19 protein-coding genes are annotated in these 22,783 nt (G+C 47.0%); 12 read left to right on the top strand and 7 right to left on the bottom strand.

Features of this window, described 5'->3' with window-relative positions:
* Positions 1-18 precede the first annotated feature (18 nt).
* The 3 genes from H6F56_RS10710 to H6F56_RS10700 all read left to right on the top strand — a co-directional run bounded on the left by H6F56_RS10710 (position 19) and on the right by H6F56_RS10700 (position 5,165).
* Positions 19-903, top strand: coding sequence for a GAF domain-containing sensor histidine kinase (locus H6F56_RS10710; protein ID WP_190667652.1), 885 nt, complete (start codon positions 19-21; stop codon positions 901-903).
* 446 nt (positions 904-1,349) lie between these two features.
* Positions 1,350-3,563: a serine/threonine phosphatase gene (locus H6F56_RS10705; RefSeq protein WP_190667651.1), complete on the top strand. Its 2,214-nt coding sequence runs from the start codon at positions 1,350-1,352 to the stop codon at positions 3,561-3,563.
* Positions 3,564-3,947: 384 nt separating this feature from the next.
* Entirely contained in the window at positions 3,948-5,165 is a 1,218-nt protein-coding gene (locus H6F56_RS10700; protein ID WP_190667649.1) for a protein kinase domain-containing protein, read from the top strand.
* A 35-nt stretch (positions 5,166-5,200) separates the two neighbouring features.
* Here H6F56_RS10700 and H6F56_RS10695 read toward each other — a convergent pair whose 3' ends face one another.
* Positions 5,201-5,422 (bottom strand): DUF4327 family protein, encoded by a 222-nt coding sequence (locus tag H6F56_RS10695; protein WP_190668176.1) that lies wholly within the window; start codon positions 5,420-5,422, stop codon positions 5,201-5,203.
* 509 nt (positions 5,423-5,931) lie between these two features.
* Here H6F56_RS10695 and H6F56_RS10690 point away from each other — a divergent pair.
* The gene (locus H6F56_RS10690) at positions 5,932-6,279 is read left to right on the top strand and encodes a hypothetical protein (RefSeq protein WP_190667647.1); all 348 of its coding nucleotides are present in this window, start codon (positions 5,932-5,934) and stop codon (positions 6,277-6,279) included.
* 315 nt (positions 6,280-6,594) lie between these two features.
* On the opposite strand, the gene H6F56_RS10685 is transcribed toward H6F56_RS10690, so the two are convergent.
* Entirely contained in the window at positions 6,595-9,084 is a 2,490-nt protein-coding gene (locus tag H6F56_RS10685) for a heavy metal translocating P-type ATPase (RefSeq protein ID WP_190667645.1), read from the bottom strand.
* A 335-nt stretch (positions 9,085-9,419) separates the two neighbouring features.
* Positions 9,420-10,424, bottom strand: coding sequence for a phosphoribulokinase (locus H6F56_RS10680; protein WP_190667643.1), 1,005 nt, complete (start codon positions 10,422-10,424; stop codon positions 9,420-9,422).
* Between the two features lie 421 nt (positions 10,425-10,845).
* On the opposite strand from H6F56_RS10680, the gene petH reads away from it, so the two are divergent.
* From petH to H6F56_RS10665, 3 genes are all read left to right on the top strand, one after another.
* Positions 10,846-12,096 carry a ferredoxin--NADP reductase gene (gene petH, locus H6F56_RS10675; RefSeq protein WP_190667642.1) on the top strand — a complete coding sequence of 417 codons (1,251 nt, stop codon included), beginning with the start codon at positions 10,846-10,848 and terminating at the stop codon, positions 12,094-12,096.
* A 227-nt stretch (positions 12,097-12,323) separates the two neighbouring features.
* Positions 12,324-12,542, top strand: a complete 219-nt coding sequence (locus H6F56_RS10670) for a hypothetical protein (RefSeq protein ID WP_190667640.1) — start codon at positions 12,324-12,326, stop codon at positions 12,540-12,542.
* Positions 12,542-12,979, top strand: a complete 438-nt coding sequence (locus H6F56_RS10665; RefSeq protein ID WP_190667638.1) for a type II toxin-antitoxin system VapC family toxin — start codon at positions 12,542-12,544, stop codon at positions 12,977-12,979. Before H6F56_RS10670 ends, H6F56_RS10665 begins: the two co-directional genes overlap by 1 nt.
* A 182-nt stretch (positions 12,980-13,161) precedes the next feature.
* Here the strand turns inward: H6F56_RS10665 and H6F56_RS10660 are convergent, their stop codons facing one another.
* The gene (locus H6F56_RS10660) at positions 13,162-13,326 is read right to left on the bottom strand and encodes a hypothetical protein (RefSeq protein ID WP_190667636.1); all 165 of its coding nucleotides are present in this window, start codon (positions 13,324-13,326) and stop codon (positions 13,162-13,164) included.
* Positions 13,327-13,431: 105 nt separating this feature from the next.
* Between H6F56_RS10660 and H6F56_RS10655 the strand changes: the two genes are divergently transcribed.
* Positions 13,432-14,748 carry a homoserine dehydrogenase gene (locus tag H6F56_RS10655; protein ID WP_190667634.1) on the top strand — a complete coding sequence of 439 codons (1,317 nt, stop codon included), beginning with the start codon at positions 13,432-13,434 and terminating at the stop codon, positions 14,746-14,748.
* A 341-nt stretch (positions 14,749-15,089) separates the two neighbouring features.
* Here the strand turns inward: H6F56_RS10655 and gatC are convergent, their stop codons facing one another.
* On the bottom strand, positions 15,090-15,380 hold the full coding sequence (gatC, locus tag H6F56_RS10650) for an Asp-tRNA(Asn)/Glu-tRNA(Gln) amidotransferase subunit GatC (RefSeq protein WP_190667632.1): 291 nt from the start codon (positions 15,378-15,380) through the stop codon (positions 15,090-15,092).
* 89 nt (positions 15,381-15,469) lie between these two features.
* On the bottom strand, positions 15,470-15,991 hold the full coding sequence (locus H6F56_RS10645; protein WP_190667630.1) for a photosystem I assembly protein Ycf3: 522 nt from the start codon (positions 15,989-15,991) through the stop codon (positions 15,470-15,472).
* 318 nt (positions 15,992-16,309) lie between these two features.
* Here H6F56_RS10645 and H6F56_RS26830 point away from each other — a divergent pair, with 318 nt between their 5' ends.
* The gene (locus tag H6F56_RS26830) at positions 16,310-16,444 is read left to right on the top strand and encodes a hypothetical protein (protein WP_255513705.1); all 135 of its coding nucleotides are present in this window, start codon (positions 16,310-16,312) and stop codon (positions 16,442-16,444) included.
* A gap of 350 nt (positions 16,445-16,794) precedes the next feature.
* Positions 16,795-18,468, top strand: coding sequence for a metallophosphoesterase family protein (locus H6F56_RS10640; protein WP_190668174.1), 1,674 nt, complete (start codon positions 16,795-16,797; stop codon positions 18,466-18,468).
* 124 nt (positions 18,469-18,592) lie between these two features.
* Here the strand turns inward: H6F56_RS10640 and H6F56_RS10635 are convergent, their stop codons facing one another.
* Entirely contained in the window at positions 18,593-19,597 is a 1,005-nt protein-coding gene (locus H6F56_RS10635) for a tetratricopeptide repeat protein (protein ID WP_190667628.1), read from the bottom strand.
* A gap of 184 nt (positions 19,598-19,781) precedes the next feature.
* Between H6F56_RS10635 and H6F56_RS10630 the strand changes: the two genes are divergently transcribed.
* Both H6F56_RS10630 and H6F56_RS10625 read left to right on the top strand, forming a co-directional pair.
* Positions 19,782-19,952, top strand: a complete 171-nt coding sequence (locus H6F56_RS10630) for a hypothetical protein (RefSeq protein ID WP_190667627.1) — start codon at positions 19,782-19,784, stop codon at positions 19,950-19,952.
* Between the two features lie 24 nt (positions 19,953-19,976).
* Positions 19,977-22,715, top strand: a complete 2,739-nt coding sequence (locus H6F56_RS10625) for a valine--tRNA ligase (protein WP_190667625.1) — start codon at positions 19,977-19,979, stop codon at positions 22,713-22,715.
* The last annotated feature ends 68 nt before the right edge of the window (positions 22,716-22,783 follow it).

Genomic DNA, 22,783 nt, shown 5'->3' with positions numbered 1-22,783 from the left:
TGTGGCGTAATCGGTCACTTGGCTGTTTTAAACACAGCCAGCCGGGTTTTTAGCAACACAGAAATTATCTTGGTGCAGCAGGTGGCAAATCAATGTGCGATTGCACTGCGTCAAGCCCGACTTTATCAAGCAGCGCAAGCCCAAGTGGAGGAACTGCAAAAACTTAGCCAGCTCAAAGATGAGTTTCTCAGCACGGTTTCCCATGAATTGCGAACGCCCATGTCTAACATGAAAATGGCGATTCAGATGCTGGAGATTGCTGGAGGCTGCAAACTTTCAGCCTTCAAAACCGGCAACCCAGTCGTAAGCCCCTCACCTACAAATTTTTGCAATGAGAAAACCGCTCGTTACCTCCAAATCTTGCATGACGAGTGCGAACGAGAAATTAGTTTAATTAATGATTTGCTGGATTTGCAGCGACTTGATGCCGGTGTGCAGGCGCTGGCATTAGAAACGATTGATATTCAGGAGTGGATTCCTCAAATCGTGCGACCTTTTCTAGATCGAACTCGCAATCGGCACCAAGGGTTGGAGGTTCATGTAGAAGCCAACTTACCCCCCTTTATGTCTGATGCTTCCAGTCTGGAGCGCATTCTGGCAGAATTGTTAAACAATGCCTGCAAATATACTCCGCCCCACGAACAAATCACACTCAGTGCCGACGTGGAAAGCGGAAAAATGCGCTTAAGAGTTACCAATTCCGGGACAGAAATTCCTGCATCTGAACTGCCCCATATTTTTGAGAAGTTTTATCGAGTTCCGAGTGCAGATCCTTGGAAACAAGGCGGCACCGGCTTGGGCTTAGCGCTGGTGCGAAAACTGATCGATCATTTGGAGGGCAAGATTCACGTAGAAAGTGCTGCCGGTCAAACTTGCTTTACGGTAGAACTTCCCCTAACCTAAAATCCCTAGAAAATAGGCAAAGAAGGCTAGCGGGATCTTCATCCTTTGCTTTGGGCTTTCATGGAATCAGGGTTTATCTAGAAAATTGGGAGACTTTATTGTTTTTGACAGATATTTTCTCCTAAACCTTTAACTAACTTGCTGGATCAAAAGCAGTTTGGGCTTTCATTCAACCGGCCTGTATCTGGAACATCAGGAGACTATATCACTAGGGGGATTTTTTCTTGGGCCTCTCTCACCCACCCAAAACTTCTGTCTTCAATGTGTTTTTGGCTATTTTTTGAAAAATTTTGATAAATTTGAGCGTTAAAACTTGCAACTCATCCGTGCCTGAATTTTGAATTACACTCATAACTCAAAACTGATTACAGGCGGGTTTCACTAAAATGTCGGTGGAACCCTTGATACTGAACAGTAAATCCGCCCCTATCAACTCATAACTCACCATGCTTGTCTGTCCCCAATGTCAGTTTGAAAACCCCAATACGAACAAGTTTTGTCAAAAATGCGGCACTTCCCTGAGTCACAAGAATTGTTCTCAGTGCCAAAGTCAGGTTGCTTTAAATGCCCAAAACTGCCCGAATTGCGGTGCTGAGGCAGGAACGGTGTGGTTGGCTATTATCTCAACAGAGGGGGGTAAACCGGCAACGGCGACTTCTGCACCCATTGCAAGTCCCACCCCCAGTGGTGCCGAAACAAGTCCTCTAGCGGCAAGCCAAGCGCCCGGAAGTTTTGTCATCGGCAGCGATCCACAACCAATATTGGCAACTGATGCCGGTATTGATGAATGGGAAAGTGAAATACCGATAAACGACATCGAGGAAAATGAAATCTTTCCTCCTTCATCGTTTCCAGATCCAGCAACCGAGTCAACCTCCACACCCACCGTCCCAGAAGCAGTGCCTGAGCCGGTGAATTCAATCAATCCTACGCCCGAAACCGCCAGCGCTGAAACAGCAGAAGTGCCGCCACTTAACCCCCTGCAACAAGCCGCTGATCCAATGCCAGAAGATGACTCAGAGGCAAGCACGCTCGTTCTCTCCTCGGAATATTTAGATCCTCAACAACGCTACAAACTCCTAAAATCTCTCCCGCAAATTCAGGCCGGCACCGCTGAAACGGTGGTAAAAGTCCTAGACTGTCAGCCTTTCCAGATGTCGCCTTTGGCTGCCCTGGTTCGATCAGGTGATGCAGTTCAAACTAGCCTGCCGGCGGCCCCACCAGCGCCCACTAGCGACACTCTCCCGATTACCCCAACCCTGGCTGACTTAGCCGTTCCTGTGCCAGCTCAGCCTTATTTGGCCTTACAGACGCAGTTTGACCTTAACTTGCCAGCCATTCACGATGCTTGGCAGCAAAATGGCCAGACAGTGGTGCTACTGGAAGATCGTTCGGATTTACCTTTGCTGCTAGCGGAGTGGGGCAATGATGACATTCTTCCCCTCCAGTTATTGCATTGGCTATACGAAATGACGGAACTGTGGGCGGCATTGGAACCTTGGCACTGCCAGCGAAGCCTGCTAGAGGTGACAAATCTCCGGGTGAATGAGGATCGCAATCTCTGTTTGCAACGGTTGTATTGTGAAAAATCTGAGGTTTCCTTGCCGCTGTCAGATTTAGGGGACTTGTGGCAGATGTTATTTTCTCAATCCCAGCGCACTCAATTGGGATCGATCACCCAGTTGCTGGTAGATTGCAAGGAAGGTGTGATCCAGACGGTTGAAGAGTTGCGCGGTCGTTTAGTTGCGATTGCTGAGGAAATGGAAATATCATCTGCACCTGTGCCGGTGGATGCCGATGACGATGATGAAGATATGCCTACGGTGGTTTTACCTATGCAATTGGTCAATCTCCAAAGTGCCGGTGCTACAGATGTAGGCCGGCAACGCGCTCACAATGAAGACTGCTACGGGATTGTAACGAACATCTCTACGATAGAAAGCCCTTTAGGCCGCGCAGTTCGCGCCCGATGCCTTTATATTCTCTGTGATGGCATGGGGGGACACGCTGGCGGTGAGGTTGCTAGCGCCCAAGCGGTTGAAACTTTGCGGCAATATTTTCAAACTCACTGGCAAGACCAACTCCCCAACGAAGCAACTATCCGTGAGGCGGTATTGCTGGCAAACCAGGCTATTTTTGATGTCAATCAAAAAGAAGTCCGTTCTGGCAGTGGCCGGATGGGGACTACTTTAGTATTGGTGTTAGTACAAGATAACCAAGTTGCGGTCGCCCATGTGGGAGATAGCCGGCTTTACCGTCTCAGCCGCCGGCAGGGACTCAGGCAAGTTACCGTCGATCACGAAGTCGGTCAGCGGGAAATTAAACGGGGTATCGATCCTGAAACTGCTTACTCTCGCCCTGACGCTTATCAACTCACCCAAGCCCTAGGGCCACGAGATGAGGATTTTGTTCATCCTGATGTGCAGTTTTTGGAACTCAACGAAGACACGTTGCTGATCCTAGCATCAGACGGACTTACGGATAATGACTTGCTGGAAACCCACGGCTCCACTCATCTACAACCCTTGCTTAGTCATGAGGCTAGTTTGGAACAAGGAGTTAGTGAACTGATCAATCTTGCTAATCAGTACAATGGTCACGACAATATCACTGCTATCCTGATTCGGGCGCTGGTGCAGCCAAGCAAGCGGGAATTGTAAGTCACTCACAATAAGGGTGAAGGGTAAACTGAACACACTTCACTCTTCCCCTGTGTCAAACCCAGCCCAATGTTTCAGGTTTGCCGTTCTCCCTCAGGTTAAAGGAGATTTGCTATCTTTCAAATGGAAATTAGATGAATTGAGTCACAAATCAGGCCATACCGGCAAGTGTGACAGCGCTTACTTTTCTTATAGTTCAAGCAGTGAACGCCCCATCCAAAATTAAAAATTGAAAATCTAAAATGGTACAGGGCATCTATGAGAAGCCACTCATTCTCCTATGGGTCAAAAGAATTGACATCTGATAACCGGCTTCATCTAGGGGATGCAGTTATTCAGATATGAAAAAGATTGAGAAAGTTTATTGAGTCTAGGACTATAGCGTTGTTAACTCTCACCCTTTTACATCCCGAAAAACAGACTCCACTGCAACAGTGGCAGTTTGAAAACGAGACGGTTATCCGTATTGGTCGGTCTCCTGACAATCAGGTAATTCTGCACGATCTGCTGGTTTCCAGACTGCATTTGGAACTTCGTCTAGGTGCCGGTGGTAAGTGGGTACTGGTCAACAAGGGCACGAATGGCACCTTTGTTGATGGCACTTTAATGTCGCAAGGGCTGGTTTCAGATGGATCGCTGATCCAGCTGGCTACGGGCGGCCCTCGGCTGAAGTTGGAAGTTCAAAACGAAACGGTAGTGCAGGAGGGAACGCCCTCACCGGCAGCAGGTACGTCTGCAAAAAATTGTACTCATGCCGGTAATCCAGCCGCTAACTTGTTTTGTATCCACTGCGGTCAACCGATTAAAGTTGAACGGACGATCCACGAGTATCAGGTCTTGCGTACCCTCGGAAAAGGGGGGATGGGCACAACTTATTTAGCGTGCCAGGAAACGGTTAACTCCGCCCGCCCCCCTCAGCTTTTGGTACTCAAAGAAATGAATGCGGATATGGCAAAAGTTGCGAAAGCCCGCGAACTCTTTGAACGGGAAGCGCGTATTCTTCAAGGACTTAACCATCCAGGAATTCCGCAATTTTTTGATTTTTTTGTTGAAAGCAATAAAAAATACCTGGCAATGGAATTGGTCCACGGTCAGGATTTAGAGAAGCGCGTTTACCAGCGCGGCCCTGTGACGCCGGCACAAGCAGTTGATTGGATGATTCAAACCTGTGACATATTAGACTACATTCACAGCCAAAGTCCTCCCATTATTCACCGGGATATTAAACCAGCAAATTTGATGGTTCGCCATGTAGACAACCGCGTTGTGGTTTTAGACTTTGGTGCTGTTAAAGAAATCGGTACGCCTTTGGGTACTCGCATCGGTGCCCCAGATTACAGTGCCCCAGAACAAAACCGGGGTCAACCGCTAACCCAGTCAGACCTCTATGCAATTGGCCCGACTCTGATCTTTCTGCTAACGGGCGAAAGCCCTCACAGGTTTTTTAGCCGGCAAGGCAATGACTATCGATTTAATGTGGAAACTGTGCCCACCATCACGCCAAAATTACGGACGGTGATCGAGCGGGTAACAGAACCTAAACCGAGTCATCGCTACCAGAACGCTGAAGAACTTACTCAAGCGTTGGCCAGTTGTCTGTAAGAGCCGCCCGTTTACCCATAGAGCCAAAAATCGCTTTAGGCTTCTTCTTCCCAAGTTTCTACGGCTAGGAACTCGCTGACGGGATCTTGCATGGAAAACTCAAATTCCTGCAATTCCTTTTTCAAGTAAGGCCATTCGTCGCCATAAAGCAGGGAAATCTTCCAGAGGCTATCTGTTGGCTTGATAATCTTTGAGTCCACAAGAGAACGCACCTGACGCTGAAACTTCTCCATCGGGTGAATAACCTGCTGGTTCATACAACCTTTTACCATGATTGAATTTTGCAAATACTTGTTTAATGATGCTTGTCAGTACAGATTTATTCCCTGTGCGTAGATTTCAAGGGGGTCTGCAATGTACCTTCTAATCTTTTATCGTACCACATCTGGTTTTGGCAAGTCGTTTTTGGGTGGGTAACCCGTACTCGCATAAAAAATCGCACAATGCACCGATTGCTGAGCGATCGATAACCTTACCTTGCCTAGCCGATGATTACAGCTATCCTAACGCACAGAGAAGATTTTTGGGCAAAGCAGTATTCATCTGAATTTCGACCGACTGAGTGAACTCCTCAACAGTCTGCACCTGAGGCTGCTATGTTATTAGCGTACCAAAGCTGAGCAGTTGATCGTTGAATTTAGAGTTCAATTTCTAAAGATACCTTATGCTGGCAGTTAGTGTGTTCTACCCTTAGTATCATTCTGAACTGAGGTTCTCGGTTCGGTATGATCAGGAGGGTCTTAATATTGCGCCTCCGGAGTTGCCTATGGCTCGCTACACTGGTTTATTTATTGTTGCAGTTCCGATTGATCGTCTCCGGCAATTACTGATTGACGTTCTAGAATCCTGCAGTTGTGAAATTATCTACGACACTGGGGATTATATAATGGCCCGCGAAGTGCCGGGTCAAGTCTCCTATCCCAAATTAGTGAAAGTGGAAGTGCTCATTGATCGCCCGAATGACGAGAATGACGAAATTCGGATGAACTTTGTGATTAAAAATGAAGAACTGCCCCTCCACGCTGACAACCATTGCCGGCAAACGTTCAATCAGATCCAGCAAGCCATTGAACAAAACCGTCAGTGGCACGTTGTCGAAAGTACCATCAGCTAATGCTCTTGAGTTAACTAGAGCTATCCCCGGTCAAAAACTCTTTTTATAAGTTGGCTTTTCAAAGAGATCATTCACTCAAAATCAGCAGCTTATGAGGGTTGTCACAGAAATACTGAAAGGTAATAAAGAAGACGACTCTCCCGGATTTTGTTAAATTTCTTCATTCAGTCTCTTCGGCGGGTGCGCTTAGAAAAGAGAGAGAAATGCAAACCGAAAGCAGCTAGCTGGTTGCCCCCTGCATCTGTCAGGGGGCTGGAATTATCAGCAAAATAGAACGATGGGTGTGACGGCTGAATGTGGGCACCGGCAGCCGCATCAGCCATCCAACCGGGAGAAAGTATGCCGCAAAAGTAGAGAATTTCCGACCACGCTAACCGAACTAAACGCCATCAGCGCACCGGCAGCCGCAGGACTAAGCACAATGCCAAAGCCAGGTAGCAGGGCACCGGCTGCAACTGGAATACCGAGGGTGTTGTAAGCAAACGCCCAGAACAAATTCTGACGGATTTTGAGAAGGGTGCGCCGGCTTAGCTCAATTGATTTGACTGTATCCATCAAATGATTGTGCATCAGCACAATGCCAGCAGTTTCCACAGCCACATCCGTGCCTGAGTGCAAAGCAATCCCAACGTCTGCTTGCGCCAGGGCGGGTGCGTCATTAATCCCGTCTCCTACCATTGCCACCCGATGCCCCTGAGCCTGTAGGTGTTCGATGGCAGTGGCTTTGCCATCCGGACGAACGCCGGCGATCACATCTGCTGCTGTCAGCCCTAGTTGTTGGGCAATGGCGTCAGCCGCTTCTTGGCGATCACCAGTGAGCAGCATTACTCGCAGCCCCATCTGCCGCAAACGATCTAAGGTTGCTTTCGCATCAGATCGTAACGAGTCACGGCAGGCAATTAGCCCCACTAAAACCCCGGCAGCCGCCACGTAAACTACTGTTTTGCCGGCAGAGGCCAACTTCAAAACACGAGTTCGCTCGGCCTTAGGAATGGAAATTCCCTGCTGCATCAGCCACTCATCCGTGCCTAAAACCACCATCAAGCCATTGACTGAGGCGCGAACCCCCAGACCCGGTTCGGTGTAAAAATCCTGTGCACTCACCAACGGCAATTCAAGCCGGTGGGCTTCCTCGACAATGGCTACTGCGAGGGGATGGCTGGCCCCACTTTCCACCGTGGCGGCTAGCTGTAGAAGAAAATTTTCCGGTTGATGATTTGAATTTTTAATGAAATCTGAATTCAACATTAAAAATTTGGAATCATTGAAGATTGGTAGGCAATCAGTCACCGCAGGATGACCCGTTGTTAAAGTGCCGGTTTTATCAAATACGACGGTATCTAACTGGTGGACTTTTTCTAAAACGTCGCCGCCACGAATTAAAAGTCCACGTTCCGCGCCAATGCCGGTGCCGACGAGGATAGCAGTTGGGGTGGCGAGTCCCAAGGCGCAGGGACAGGCAATCACTAACACCGCGATAGTTAACTTCAAACTCAGCAGGAGGGCTGAAGGCTGAGTGCTGAGTGCCGGGTTAGGGGAAATGACCGGCATTTCATGATGTAGAGAGGCAATATGTTGCGCTTGTGGCAGCGTTTCTAAAGGCCACAGGTGCGTGCCGGCAAAATACCAGAAGATAAAGGTGAGCGCGGCAATTGTCATCACCCCATAAGTGAAGTAACCAGCAACCGTATCGGCTAGCTTTTGCACGGGTGCCTTGCGGGTTTGGGCATCTTCAACTAAGGTGACAATCTGAGCCAAGGTTGTGTCTTTGCCGGTGCGTGTTGCCCGCACAACGATTACGCCTGACTGATTCAGGGTGCCAGCAGCAACGAGTGAAGCGGATTGTTTAATTACCGGCACCGCTTCGCCTGTCAGCATTGATTCATCGACCGTTGTGGTGCCGGCTACCACTTCCCCATCGACGGGAATTTTCTCACCCGGAAGCACTTGTAACCATTCCCCAACTCGGACTTGAGCAACTGGGATTTCTACCCCTGTAGTGGTGCTGCTATTCTTCGCTGGATCAGCAACTAAACGAGCGGTGGCCGGCTGTAAGCTAATCAAAGCTTCGAGCGCATTGGCAGCGCGGCGTCTGGCTAGCTGTTCCAGCGTCCGCCCTAGTAGGATAAAGCCTAACAACATCACCGGCTCATCGAAGAAACACTCCCATCCCAGTTGAGGGAATAGGAGAGCCACGCAGCTAGCCAGGTAGGCGCTCATGGCTCCTAATCCGACAAGGGTGTTCATATTGGGGGCATTGCGCCGCAACCCGCGCCAGCCATCTATAAAAATCGATCTTCCCGGCCCTAGCAGGGCGACTGTCGCTAATCCCCAGTGGAACCAAATCGTGCTGAGGAAAGGAAGGTCTGCCCAACCCATTTGTCCTAAATGGCCAATTCCGGAGAGCAGAATCAGAATGCCGGCGAGGGCAACCCGCCACAATTGCTGCTGAAAGGACTGCTGGCGTCGTTCAGTGGTAGAGAGCGAGCCGGTTGTTTCCAGGTTGGTTGCCGTTTCACTGCTGCTGTTGCGCGGCTGAGTGGGAAAGCCGGCTAAAGTCAACTGATTTGCTAAGGCATCTGGGTCTACAGTGCCGGTTTCACAGGCCACACTTGCCACCTCAGTGGCTAAATTCACACAAGCTGAAATTACGCCCGGATGCTGGATCAGCTGCCGCTCCACAACCGTCACGCAGCCAGCACATTTCATCCCCCCTACATCCAAGGTAATCATTTCTTGGGCGGCGGCCATTTTCCCCGCCTTGCCTTCGTGATTGGCGTGCGCTGTGTCTGGAGAAACTTGCATAGAAAATCTCGGAATTGACGAGAACACCTCAACGCCTGAGAAACGCCAGCTTTTGCGTTTCTCCAGAGCGTCTCTACTTTGAGGGTAGGCGAAATTCCGAGATCCGGCTCAAGATTTACTAAGTTTTTTTAAGTTTTATTTTTTCATTACCATCAAATAATTTAAAGTGTGGAGTTTTTGGTGCTCAGTTAAAAACTTCTCTCAGAACTTAGAACTCCACACTTAGCACTGGGCACAAATCACTAATTTAGAGTGTGGAGTTTTTGGTGCTCAGTCAAAAATTTCACTCAGAACTCAGAACTCCACACTCAGTTTTCAGCGCCCAGCACTAGGCACTAAACTTTTGCAGCCATCTTGGTTTCGCCGGCTGTTAAGCGCTCGTAGGTTGCCCGCATTTTCAGGCCGGTTAGCACTTGGAACAAGCCGGTGCCATTGTTGGAACCGGGATATTCTTTGTGTTGAAGCAGTAGATGAGTCAGCTCACCGTAGTATTTAGTAGCGGTATTGCTGAGGTGGCCTTCAATATAGATCACCTCTTCGAGATTGTCGAATTGACCGTCTACTTCTAGTACGGAGACTTCGTGGCCGTAGTAGGTATCTGGGCCATAGAACATTCTGATGCCGGGATAAGAGCAGGTGAGCTTTCGGCCACAGGGAGTCCAATTAATCGTGGAGCCTTCATCAAACAGGTAGGCCGGCTCAAAGCCTTCTACGCCAAAGCGCTGGAGTAAGCGGACTCGCAGCACCTTGCGTTCTTTGTCCTCTTTGATTAATTCTGTCGGCAACACCTGGATCACGACATCCGCAAATTCTTTTTGCGGTTCGATGTAGGCGCTAAAGTCTGGCCGGCGAGCGTTGATGGCGGCAATGACATCTTCGTAGCGATGACCACGCTCTGCCATATCTCGCTGAATTTTCCAAGCAATTTTGACATCATCGCTGATGTCGAGGTAAACGCTGAAGTCCAGCAGTGAGCGCACCCGTTCGTCATATAGGGGGTGAAGCCCTTCTACCACAATGATGTGATTGGGATCAACCCTTTCGGGTGGGTCAATCATGCCGGTTTCGTGATTGTAGATAGGCTTATCGATGGCTTGACCGCTTTTGAGCGCTTTGATTTGCTCATACATCAGGTCAAAGTTGTTAGCCTTAGGGTTAAGCGCCGTAATTCCAGTTTCTTTACGCTGTTTGCGATCTAAGCTGTGGTAGTCGTCTAGACAGATTACGGTGACAAAATCTTCCCCGAACAAATCTGTCAAGCGGCGCAAAAATGTGGACTTACCGCATCCGGAGTCTCCGGCGACGCCAATTAAAACCACGCGATCCGGCTTACTGGTCATAGATTCCCTCTATCGATAAAGATTGTTTCCTAACTGAGTCCTAAGCAAATTCACTCCGCAGCCCAGAGGAGACCCCGGTGTTCTGGAGTTTAGCGATCTCTAACAGATGCTACGCGATTCGGCTGACGCATAAGCTATCGCTTTTCTCAATCGACTGCAAAGACAGAGTCAACACGTTTCACACAGCATTCTAATGTCTGCCGGTTCGCGAAGGCTCTAGCTTCCCTAAGCTGAGTATTTAATACTAAGTGTTGAGGTCGATCTTACCAGAACAGGCTTACCCCTACAAGGCTGAGGGTCAGTTGAATAATTGAGTTCAGTACCTATGCTAAGGTTAATTGCGTCTTAAAAAAAATTAAAATTGACTCAATAGTTACATTCTTTGAGTTAGTTACCCGGTAAGGTGAGGGAAGATTAAGCAATGTACAATCCAAGCGCAGCGGGGAGTCCTGCTAACACGGTGTCTGGTAACCGCCTCTTTGTTTATGAAGTGGTTGGTCTGAGTCAGAACGAAGTAACCGACCAAATGACTCCCCCCATTCGTCGCAGTGGCAGTGTGTTTATCACGGTGCCCTACAACCGCATGAATCAGGAAATGCGACGGATCACTCGCATGGGTGGCCAGATTGTCAGCATCCGGCCCCTGAGTGCTGACGGCGAAGCGAATGGCCAAAGCACGCAAGGCAATGGCTCGCAGGCTCCAAAGTCAGAAGAAAAAAGCAAGCCTATCGATGGCTCGCAGGCTCCAAAGTCAGAAGAAAAAAGCAAGCCTATGACTCAAGCCAAGCATAAAACTGACATTCCGGTTAATATTTACCGGCCCAACAATCCTTATGTTGGACAATGTCTGTCTAATGAAGAGTTAGTGCGCGAAGGTGGAGAAGGCACTGTCCGTCACCTGAAATTTGACATTTCTGGCGGGGATTTGCGCTACTTGGAAGGTCAGAGTATCGGGATGATTCCAGCCGGCACTGATAAAAACGGCAAACCTCACAAGCTGAGACTGTATTCAATTGCTTCGACTCGCCACGGGGACGATGTTGATGACAAAACTATCTCGCTGTGTGTCCGGCAATTGGTGTACAAGCATCCAGAAACCGGGGAAAAAGTTGAAGGTGTTTGCTCGACCTACCTGTGCAATCTTAATGTCGGGGATGAGGTGAAAATCACCGGCCCTGTCGGTAAGGAAATGCTGTTGCCAGAAGACCCGAATGCCACTGTAATTATGATGGCAACCGGCACCGGCATCGCACCGTTCCGCGCTTACCTGTGGCGGATGTTTAAGGAACAGCACGAAGACTACAAGTTCAACGGTTTGGCTTGGTTGTTCTTTGGTGTTGCTTACACTCCAAATATTCTCTATAAAGAAGAGTTGGAGGAGTTGCAACAAAAGTACCCAGATAATTTCCGCTTGACTTGTGCAATTAGCCGCGAACAGAAGAATGCTCAAGGCGGCAAAATGTACATCCAAAACCGGATTCAAGAAAACGCAGATGAACTGTGGGAGTTGGTTCAAAAGCCAAATACCCATGTGTATATTTGCGGCTTGAAGGGTATGGAAGGCGGCATTGATGAGGGAATGTCTGCTGCTGCCGGCAAGCATGGTGTGAATTGGGCGGAATACCAGAAGAAGATGAAGAAGGAAGAACGCTGGCACGTAGAAACCTACTAAGCTCAGTTAATCTGCATCTAATTTGCATGATGTGGGGTGGAAAAAATGCCCATCCCACAGGAAATGAGAAATCAAATATTGCAAATTAGATTATTTTTCATGGTTCTGGTAACTTTTTAATATCAAATGTGAGGGCGAGGTATCAATAGATGCCTCGCCTTTGCTGTTGGGGAGAATTCGGGATGCCGGTGTGATAATAATTTTAGAGATTAAAAGGAGCCGGTCAGATGGCAGATAAACAAGTCGCAGACTTAACCTTAGAAGAACTCAAAGGCTTGATCGCTCAGGTAGTCGATCAGCGGTTACGACACGAGCAGCAACTGCAACCTCCATCAAAAAAACGGTCTTTACAGGAGATTATGGACTCGGTTGACTGCCACAGGTGGACACCCCCAGCCGATTCACCCTCGGTTGTGGAAATGATCCGAGAGGATCGAGACAGATAATGGCAAGCTATGTAGTTGATACAAGTGTGATGATTCAGTATTTCATCACCCAAATTCACGCGCCAGTGGCGAGGGTTTTGGTGAGTCAGATAAATCAGGGCGATCTGTTATATGTCCCAGAGTTTTGCCTGTTAGAGTGCGTTAATGTTATGTGGAAGCAGGTACGCTTCCGAGGACTGCCACAAACAGACGCAGAGCAATTCATTGTTGATCTGTTAGATTTACCGTTGCAAGTTGTGCGAGTTAACACTTTGCTGCCTCGTGCGTTGCTGCAAATTGGTTTAACGCATCAATTAGCTGTTTACGACTCGCTTTATATTGCATTATCATTAAATCTAAATTGCCCTTTAATTACAGTAGATGATCGGCAATTAAATGCAGCAAGTGATGCGGGTGTCGTTATTAAGCCAATTACTGATTTTATGCCGGCATCTTGAAACGCAGATAGTCAGTTCCAAGAACCTATCTCTTCTAAAAATAGCCTCAAACACGACATGAGACCGAATATTATTTATTGCCATTGCTAATAAAAACCCCTGTCACCTTGATGCCGGCAAAATACTATCTTGACATCCGACATTTTTTTAAGCGTGTTCTGCCCTTCTACCGGATACCACAATCAGTCACCGGCAACAAAAACATCAGCCTCATCAGCAAAAAATAATTTCAATGCCAGCTTGATGTAAACAATCCAATTAAACTGTTTTGTGTTACTGGCCATTTGCTGACCGGCACTGTCTAGGTAGATAATGGGTTGCTCGGAAGTTTTTGGGGAGGTTACCATTGAGCGCCTCCACCCAATAGGTCGAATTGTTCTAAGCTTAACCTTTAGGCGCGGGTAACTGTCACAATAGTTTTGGCAAGAATTTAGTCAATACGGATTGAAATCGTGGCTTTCAAAGTAGGTTTGTTGGGATTAGGCACAGTTGGCACCGGCACGGCGGAGATTTTACTCTCCCCAGAGGGGCGTCACCCGCTGTTGCAAGAATTGGAAATCTATAAAATTGGAGTGCGTTCCCTTGATAAAGGTCGCACTTTACAAATAGACAAAAATGTGTTTACAACAGACCTCGAATCAATCGTCACTGATCCGGCTGTTGACATCGTAGTAGAAGTGATTGGGGGACTCGAACCGGCACGTACCCTAATTCTCAAAGCCATTGCCGGCGGCAAACACGTCGTCACCGCTAACAAAGCAGTCATCGCTCGCTACGGCGACGAAATCTTCACCGCAGCCAATGAAAAAGGCGTCTACGTCCTTCTAGAAGCCGCTGTTGGCGGTGGTATCCCCGTCATTCAACCTCTCAAACAATCCTTAGGTGCGAACCGCATTCAAAGCGTCACCGGCATCGTTAACGGCACCACCAACTACATCCTCACCCGGATGGCAACAGAAGGAGCAGATTTTGCCGATGTGCTCGCCGATGCTCAAAAACTCGGTTATGCAGAAGCCGATCCCACCGCAGATGTTGATGGTTTTGACGCTGCCGATAAAATTGCAATTCTGGCAAGTTTAGCTTTTAACGGACGCATCAAACTCGAACAAATTTACCGTGAAGGCATTCGGCAGATCAGTGCAGCGGATATCGCCTATGCCGAAAGATTAGATTTTGTAATTAAATTGCTGGCAATTGCTAAGCGTGAAGTGACAACCTCTGCAAATTCGCAACCTTCAACTCAAGACAACTTGCAACTGAGAGTGCATCCAACTTTAGTACCCAAAACGCATCCACTCGCTAATATTAACGGCGTTTACAATGCAATTTTAATAGAAGGAGAACCCTTGGGACAGGTGATGTTTTATGGACGGGGTGCCGGTGCCGGCCCGACTGCGAGTGCGGTTGTCGCAGATATTATGAATATTGCGGCGGTTCTAAAAACCGAAACTGAAACCCTACCTCATCCATTAATTAGTTGCTCTCACCAGCATTACTGCACCATCGCTCCAATGGAAGAAGTGGTGAGTCGGTTTTACGCCCGTTTCCTCACACGAGATCAACCCGGTGTGATTGGCAAATTAGGCACCAGTTTTGGCAACCACGGGGTTAGCTTAGAATCTATCGTACAAACAGGAATGCGCGATCATTTAGCAGAAATTGTTGTCGTTACGCACGATGTTCGTGAAGGGAATTTCCGACAGGCTTTAGAAGAAATTCGCACGCTAGATGCTGTTGATAGCATTCCCAGTATTCTGCGTGTGCTTTAACCGGCAATACTAGATTTTCAAGATGGGAGCATCCTATTTTTGTAAACTTGTCGTGCGGGCATCTTGCCCGCTTCTCGTCATCTGTGGAATTAAGATACTCCTACTTTAATATTTTGGCCAATCTGAGATGCACCCTTTAAGATAGACTGCCGGCAAAAACCTAAAAAGCCCACCATTAAGCGCTATCTACTCGTTAACCTTATTGGTGTTTATTTGCGGTTTTTCGCCCAAAAACTAAATATTTCTAAAGTCAGAATGGGAGAGAAACAACCCTCACATTTCCGAGTTTTGTTCCTCTCCCACTTTGGTAATTCCTAGCCGGTTATTTTTGCCGGCAATCGTTAACTTTCGCCAAGAATTTTCGGGACTTTGAAAAATTCACCCTCTTGATCGGGGGCACAGTTAAGGATTTCTTCGCGATAAGGATAGGGCTGAAGATCATCCGGTCGCGTTATATTGCTAACATCAATAACTCGCGTTGTTGGAGGCACATTCTCGGTATTGAGTTCGCTCAGTTGCTCAAAATAATCCAGAATGCTACCGAGTTGAGTTGTAAATTGCTCCTCTTCCTCGGCTGTGAGTTCTAATCTCGCCAGATGAGCGACTTTGCGGACTTGATCGCGATCAATCATGTGAATCTTAAAGGTTGAATTTTGACTTTTAATCAGCTAGATTGCACAGGAATGGGTCATGGGTAATAATCGGAACAATTTCCAATTCCCTAGAAATACACGTCCATCGTCGATCGCCCAGTCGTCTTCAGCCAGTTTTGAGCTTCGATGTAGTTATTGGGTGCAATGCGAATTGCCCGCTTCCAATACTCAGCAGCTTTCTGGTACATTTCCTCTGCTTCCTCATCTTGGCCTCCTTCCTTCGCTCTATCGCCGCGATAGTGATAAATCACAGCAATATTGTTCAGCGCTTGGGGCAAGCGGGGGTTGAGTTCAAGGGCTTCAAGATAGTATTCCATTGCTTTATCCTGTTCACCGTTGCTGGTATGGATCAGCCCGATGTTGTAGAGGATATAGCTGCGATCATTGGGATCTTCTTCTAGCTTCAGCGCTTCCAAGTAGTTTTCTAAAGCTTCTGCATATTCCCCATCCGCCTGGGCAGACATCCCATCACGGTAGTAGGCGAAAGCTTCTTTCGCTTTTTGGTTGGTAGGCAGGATCTTCAGGATGATATCTGCCATCACCGTGAAGCTTTTGTCGATGAAGTTGTCGTTCCGTTGAGTTCTGGGCATAGGTTTGGGGCTACTGGCTCACATTTGCCTGTTAGGTTGTGCCGGCAATCACGCCTTTTAATGTAGCTTAGCGCCGATCTGCGGTTCTGGAGCGTTTTTGTTACATTCCCAGACGGTTGCCGGCAGCCTCTCCCAGATGGCCATCGTGATCGGCATCACCCCGATGGCCGCTTGCTGTCACATAGTCTTTATCTTGAAATCACTTTTAGTTAAAAAAAGTATCACATTTTTTAAAGCCTTAAATCACTTAATCTAATAAGTCAATCGGTGATACTGATAGTTACGAGAAGGTACAAGACAAAATTGAGGAAACCCACCATGTTTTACACCCACACCCCAGAAAAAACCTCTTTCTTGAAAATTGTCTACTCTAAAGTCAAAGTCAACGGAAGAGAAGAATTAGTGCCAATGGAGTTATATACGGATGGTTCTGTCAGACGCTGCGAATCCTAGGACTGAATATCTAGAATATGCAACAAACACAAAGATTCGCCTCTTTGCATTGGAACAGAAAGATTAATCGCCCTTTAACTCTAAAATATATAAAAGAATCATCCTCCGATATAACTATCGGGGGATAATTTTTATGGTAAATAAAACTAATATACGACAGGCGTTATTTTAAAATAAACTAGACAGATGGTCTCTATAAGCTGGGAGTTAGCGGGATGCGAGGGAATCCTGTTTATGGAAAATTGCCTAGGTTCAAGCGCTTCTATCGGCACATGACAGCCACAGTTGCCGGCTGCGTTATCCTCACAGCACTTGTTTGGGTTTTTAGTACATATCAGGCATCGCTTTCTATGACAACTCATTCTCAACTGTTAACCGATCCTTTTTTACAAATGCCGGCTGAAAATTCGGTAAGAGTCGTTTGGTTTACTGAGTTTGCCGGTTCCCGTCATACGGTTATTTACGGCAAAGATTTGGATCATGAAGTGATCGCGACAACCACCCAGTTAAGCCGCACTCGTGAAGATAGCCGATCACAAGTTAAAGGTCAAACTAAAGATAATCCGATTTTTACGCAGCCAACAAGGCGAAATATCTGGCGTCATGAGGCAAAAATTGAGAATTTAATTCCAGGTGAAAAGCTGCCTTATTCTGTCGCAAGTGTGCGAGAAGATGGTGAAAAAATTGAGAGTGGTGTGTTTACCCTCGCACCGGCACCTTCTGGGAAGCAAGCTTTAAAAATCTTGTTGACTTCCGATCATCAATTGATGCCAATGACGGCGGCTAATCTTGAGAAAGTTATCGAAACCGTTGGTAAGGTAGACGCCGTTTTTCACGCAGGAGATTTAGTAAATATTCCTGATCGGGCTTCCGAGTGGTTTGATGATGATCGAGGTGGCGCGTTTTTTCCCTGTCTTCAAGGTCGCGCTCGCTACGAATTAGAAAAAAATAACGTTAAAACTTTTTATAAAGGCGGCGAATTAATTCAACACGCCCCACTATTTACGACGATTGGAAATCATGAAGTTATGGGACGCTTTTCGATGGAAAGCAGTCTCAATGAGCAGTTGTATGATGCTTATCCCCGTACAGCCGCTCAACAACTCGGCCAAAATGCAGATGAAACATTGCTGAAAAATAATTCTTTTAATACGGATACTTACGAAGAGATTTTTACATTACCTGAAAGTGCTGAAGGTGGAAAAAAATATTACGCTGTCACGTTTGGGGACGTGCGGTTAGTAGTTCCTTTCATTACAAATGTCTGGCGAGTTGAAAGTCTGAATGCTGATGCAAAGGGAAGATATCGTGAACGAGAGCAAGATTTCAATAATCCCGCTGCTTGGGGATACGGGCAGCATATTTTTGAGCCAATTATTAAGGGAAGTGTTCAATATAATTGGCTGGAAAAAGAGCTAAATAGTCCGGAGTTTAAACAGGCAAAATATAAAGTTGTGATGTTTCACCATCCACCGCATACGCTTGGGGGAAATATCGTGCCGGCATATACAGATCCAGTGCAGATGATTGAGCATAATTCGGAGGGCAATATTCAGGCAATTCGCTATGAATACCCGAAAGATGCTGATTATATTATTCGGGATATTGTACCTTTACTAGAGGCTGCCGGTGTGCAATTAGTATTCTATGGACATTCCCATTTATGGAATCGCTTTGTTGATTCTCAGGGAATCCACTTTTTAGAAACTTCAAATGTCGGGAATTCTTACGGCGCGGCTGTTGAAGAAAACCCGCGAAAAGTACCCGTCGGCTATCAGGAAGACTATGCAGCAACCGGCAATCCCAATGGGTTAGAGCCGGTGATGCCAACAATTGCGCCTATTTTAGATGAAAATGGGCAGCCGGTGCCTTATATTGCCAGTAACGATCTGACGGTTTTTAGCATTTTAGATACGGGTGCCAGCGTAGTGAGCAGTTATTACTTTGATACGCGCTTGCCGCAATCAAACGTAGTGAAATTTGATGAATTTAAACTTGGAGTGCCGGCTATAAATCAACAATAGGGAAAATAAAGGAATGAGGCGAAGCTTTTATAATGGCTTCGGGTTATCTGATAAAATATAAGTCTGAAAGCAGTGCCGGTTAAAATTGAAGAAATTCCAAGCTTATAATTCCACTGGGCAAATTTTACGAATTAATAAATTCTCCTTCAGAAAGCAAGTCTTCTAGATTGCTTAAATCTTCTTTTTCCCAAGTAGAATTTAATGTGGTATTAAAATATTCCCCCCCGTGATTTTGCTCGACTCGCGGGGCTGCTTTAGAATAAGTCTTAGCATCAGAAGTGCCTCGCTGAGCTTGGTAATAGGTATAAGCTTCAGCATTAATACACATGACGTGATAAAAATCTTTATTCGCCCCCGGTTCATCTCCCAATTTATAACGGGCTAACCCTCGATTCATATAAGCTTTCGCATAGGTTGGATCAATCACCACCGCCTGATTGTAATCTTCAATTGCTCCACCGTAATCTCCTAATTTAGCTCGAACACACCCTCGATTGTAGTAAGCATAAACGTTTTTTGGATCAATCATCAACGCTTGATTGTAATCGTCAATCGCTTTTTGATAATCTTTTAAATGATAATAAGAAAGACCGCGATTAATATAAGCTTTGGTATATTTTGCATTTAAGTGCAAAGTTCGCTCGAAATCTAAAATTGCAGCTTTTTTATCTCCCAAAAGATAGTAAGCTCGCCCACGATTGTAATAAAACTTGTAGTTATTGGGATTGATGGCTATTGATCGCTCGTAATCTTGAATAGCCGATTCGTATTCCCCTAAATGAGCAAAAGCTAGCCCTCGGTTGTTATAACCGGCCTCCAAATTATAATTGTTAGCAATGGCGCGATTAAAATCTTCAATAGCTTGTTGATGCTCTCCCAATTTCCGCCAAGCATTTCCCCGATAAAAATAAGTTTTAGACAGTTTTGCATTGAGATACAAGGCTTTATTAAAATCTTCAATCGCCTTTTCATAGTCTTGTAAATAATAATAAGCAAGACCGCGCTGATGGTACGCTCTAACTGCTCCCGGCTGCAGATCCAGCGTCTGGTTAAAGTCGTCAATGGCTCCCCAGTAGTTGCCCTGACGGGCTTTGTGCAAGCCTTGTTCATACAATTGTTTTGCTGGCATACGGATCTCCTGTAAGAAGTTTTATCGGTAATGAGATAAATTTTTTATGTTAAACTCTATAAACAATTTTAGCAAAATTTTTTATAGTTCGGAATGAAGCCTTCCTCAAGAAAATTTTAAAACCTTGAAAAACAAAGCGTTGAATGAAAAAGATTGAGAGCGAGGTTTTCCCGAAAAGAAACTGATGACTGACATTAAGCGAGTGTTCGGATTTACTAAAAGATGGCTTGGAAATTACCTAGCCGGCACAAGAAATTCCAACTTTACCATCCCACGCTTCATACGCCAGTTGCTCTCACTCCCCATCGGCACGCGAGAGACGCCCTATCCTCAGCCCTATGGCACAATCTTATAAAGAAACCCTGCCCTTTCTCCACTGATGACTCCAACCCTCCCCCCCCAATACGATCCAGCAACCACAGAAGCCAAGTGGCAAAAATTCTGGGAAGAAAATCAAGTATTCAAAGCTGATCCTAATCATCCGGGCGAACCCTACTGCATGGTTATCCCGCCGCCGAATGTCACCGGCAGCTTGCACATAGGCCACACCCTCGGCGATACCATTATGGATATCCTCGTGCGCTACCATCGCATGAAAGGACGCAACACCCTATGGGTTCCCGGAACCGATCACGCCAGTATTGCTGTACAAACGATTCTGGAAAAACAGCTCAAGGAAGAAGGTAAAACCCGCTACGATTTGGGGCGCGAACAATTCTTAGAACGGGCTTGGGCGTGGAAAGCAAAATCCAAGGGGACAATTGTTGGCCAACTTCGCCGGCTCGGTGTGTCAGTCGATTGGTCGCGGGAACGCTTCACGATGGATGAGGGCTTATCCCAAGCTGTTTCACAAGCGTTCGTCCACCTCTACGAACAAGGGCTAATCTATCGTGGCAATTATCTCGTGAATTGGTGCCCAGAGTCCCAGTCTGCCGTCTCTGACTTAGAAGTCGAAAATAAGGAAGTTAAAGGCAATCTGTGGCATTTCCGCTATCCCCTCAGCGACAATTCTGGCTATCTGGAAGTGGCAACAACGCGTCCAGAAACGATGCTGGGAGATACCGCCGTTGCCGTTAATCCTAACGATGATCGCTATAAACATTTAATCGGCAAAACCCTCACGCTGCCAATTATGGGGCGAGAAATTCCGATTATTGCAGATGAATTGGTTGATCCCGAATTCGGCACCGGCTGCGTCAAAGTCACGCCGGCACATGACCCCAATGACTTTGAAATGGGCCAGCGCCATCAACTGCCGTTCATCAATATTATGAACAAAGATGGCTCCTTGAACGAAAATGCCGGCCCATTCCAAGGACAACCCCGCTTTACCGCCCGCAAAAATGTTGTCAAGCGGCTAGAAGAAGACGGCGTGCTCGTAAAAATCGAGGATTACAACCACAGCGTCCCTTATAGCGATCGAGGAAAGGTGCCGGTGGAACCCCTCCTCTCCACCCAGTGGTTCGTCAAAATTCGCCCCCTCGCTGACAAGGCGCTAGACTCCCTAGACAGCCAAAACTCACCGGAATTTCTACCCCAGCGCTGGACGAAAGTTTACCGCGACTGGCTCGTAAAGATAAAAGATTGGTGCATTTCCCGGCAGTTGTGGTGGGGGCATCAAATCCCCGCCTGGTATGTCGTCAGTGAAACCGGCGGCGAAATTACCGACAGCACCCCCTTTGTCGTGGGACGAAATGAAGCCGAAGCGCGAGAAAAAGCAGTTTTACAATTTGGGGAAAATGTCAAGTTAGAGCAAGATCCCGATGTCCTCGATACCTGGTTTTCTTCTGGACTTTGGCCCTTCTCCGTCTTGGGCTGGCCAGAACAAACCACAGATTTCACCACTTATTATCCCACTGCCACCCTCGTCACCGGCTTTGATATCATCTTCTTCTGGGTTGCCCGGATGACCATGATGGCAGGGCATTTCACGGATCAAATGCCGTTTAAGGACGTTTATATTCACGGGTTAGTGCTCGATGAAAACGGCAAGAAAATGTCAAAATCTGCGAACAATGGCATCGATCCGCTGTTGCTAATGGATAAATATGGGACAGATGCTTTGCGCTATGCTCTGGTGCGAGAAGTTGCCGGTGCCGGCCAAGATATTCGGCTGGAATATAATCGCAAAAAGCAAGAATCGGCGACCGTAGAAGCCTCTCGCAACTTCACCAATAAGTTGTGGAATGCCGCCCGGTTTGTGATGATGAATTTAGATGGGCAAACACCTCAACAATTAGGCCAGCCGGCAGCAGATGCCCTAGAATTGTGTGATCGCTGGATTCTGTCTCGCTATCATCAAATGGTGCGGCAAACCGGCAATTCCATCGAAAATTACGGTATCGGAGAAGCTGCCAAAGCACTCTATGAATTCTTCTGGGGCGATTTCTGCGATTGGTATATTGAGCTAGTCAAGTCGCGTTTGCAAGGCGAGAATACAGCCTCGCGGCGAGTGGCGCAGCAAACCCTGGCGGTTGTTTTGGAAGGAATTTTAAAACTGCTGCATCCCTTTATGCCTCATATTACCGAGGAAGTTTGGCACACCTTAACGCAAGCCGGTGAAAATCAAACGCTAGCCTTACAAATCTATCCAGAGGTTGATGCAACTTTACTCAATCTAGAGTTAGAGTCAGATTTTTATCTGCTCATGGAGACAATCCGCACAGTTCGCAATCTTCGCGCTGAAGCGGATATCAAGCCGGCAGTGAAAGTGTCAGCGATTTTACAAAGTGAAAGTGAGCGCGAACGGCATATCCTCATATTAGGGCAATCTTACATTCAAGATTTAGCGAAGGTTGAAGGCTTAACCATCGCTGAAACAATTGATTCTGATTCTCTCCAAGCTCAAGAAGGGGAAGGCGGATCAATTGCGGGTGTGGTGGGAACAGTTCAAATTGTCATTCCTTTAGCCGGCGTTGTTGATGTCGCGGCACTGCGATCTAAGTTAGAGAAAAACTTGGCAAAGATAGAGGCTGAAGCCAAATCTTTAGCCGGTCGTTTGAGTAATGCCGCCTTCGTTGATAATGCTAAACCAGAAGTGGTGCAGGGAGCGCGGGATGCACTAGCAGAAGCCGAGAAACAGGTGGAAATTTTGCAGAGCCGGCTCAATAACCTCTAGCAATAGTATCTAGTAGTAGCTCCTGAGAGCCTAAGTGTTTTGTCAAGGTGCCTCCGCGCAAATCCTGT

It is taken from the genome of Microcoleus sp. FACHB-672 (genome assembly GCF_014695725.1).
Taxonomy (GTDB): domain Bacteria; phylum Cyanobacteriota; class Cyanobacteriia; order Cyanobacteriales; family Oscillatoriaceae; genus FACHB-68.
This window is presented reverse-complemented; position numbering and strand designations above follow the sequence as displayed.

Excerpts from the sequence above, each read along its gene's own strand:
- H6F56_RS10705 (WP_190667651.1), top strand. The coding sequence starts at position 1,350 with ATGCTTGTCTGTCCCCAATGTCAGTTTGAAAACCCCAATACGAACAAG.
- H6F56_RS10695 (WP_190668176.1), bottom strand. The coding sequence starts at position 5,422 with ATGAACCAGCAGGTTATTCACCCGATGGAGAAGTTTCAGCGTCAGGTG.
- H6F56_RS10690 (WP_190667647.1), top strand. The coding sequence starts at position 5,932 with ATGGCTCGCTACACTGGTTTATTTATTGTTGCAGTTCCGATTGATCGT.
- H6F56_RS10685 (WP_190667645.1), bottom strand. The coding sequence starts at position 9,084 with ATGCAAGTTTCTCCAGACACAGCGCACGCCAATCACGAAGGCAAGGCG.
- H6F56_RS10680 (WP_190667643.1), bottom strand. The coding sequence starts at position 10,424 with ATGACCAGTAAGCCGGATCGCGTGGTTTTAATTGGCGTCGCCGGAGAC.
- petH (WP_190667642.1), top strand. The coding sequence starts at position 10,846 with ATGTACAATCCAAGCGCAGCGGGGAGTCCTGCTAACACGGTGTCTGGT.
- H6F56_RS10670 (WP_190667640.1), top strand. The coding sequence starts at position 12,324 with ATGGCAGATAAACAAGTCGCAGACTTAACCTTAGAAGAACTCAAAGGC.
- H6F56_RS10665 (WP_190667638.1), top strand. The coding sequence starts at position 12,542 with ATGGCAAGCTATGTAGTTGATACAAGTGTGATGATTCAGTATTTCATC.
- H6F56_RS10660 (WP_190667636.1), bottom strand. The coding sequence starts at position 13,326 with ATGGTAACCTCCCCAAAAACTTCCGAGCAACCCATTATCTACCTAGAC.
- gatC (WP_190667632.1), bottom strand. The coding sequence starts at position 15,380 with ATGATTGATCGCGATCAAGTCCGCAAAGTCGCTCATCTGGCGAGATTA.
- H6F56_RS10645 (WP_190667630.1), bottom strand. The coding sequence starts at position 15,991 with ATGCCCAGAACTCAACGGAACGACAACTTCATCGACAAAAGCTTCACG.
- H6F56_RS26830 (WP_255513705.1), top strand. The coding sequence starts at position 16,310 with ATGTTTTACACCCACACCCCAGAAAAAACCTCTTTCTTGAAAATTGTC.
- H6F56_RS10640 (WP_190668174.1), top strand. The coding sequence starts at position 16,795 with ATGACAACTCATTCTCAACTGTTAACCGATCCTTTTTTACAAATGCCG.
- H6F56_RS10635 (WP_190667628.1), bottom strand. The coding sequence starts at position 19,597 with ATGCCAGCAAAACAATTGTATGAACAAGGCTTGCACAAAGCCCGTCAG.
- H6F56_RS10630 (WP_190667627.1), top strand. The coding sequence starts at position 19,782 with ATGACTGACATTAAGCGAGTGTTCGGATTTACTAAAAGATGGCTTGGA.
- H6F56_RS10625 (WP_190667625.1), top strand. The coding sequence starts at position 19,977 with ATGACTCCAACCCTCCCCCCCCAATACGATCCAGCAACCACAGAAGCC.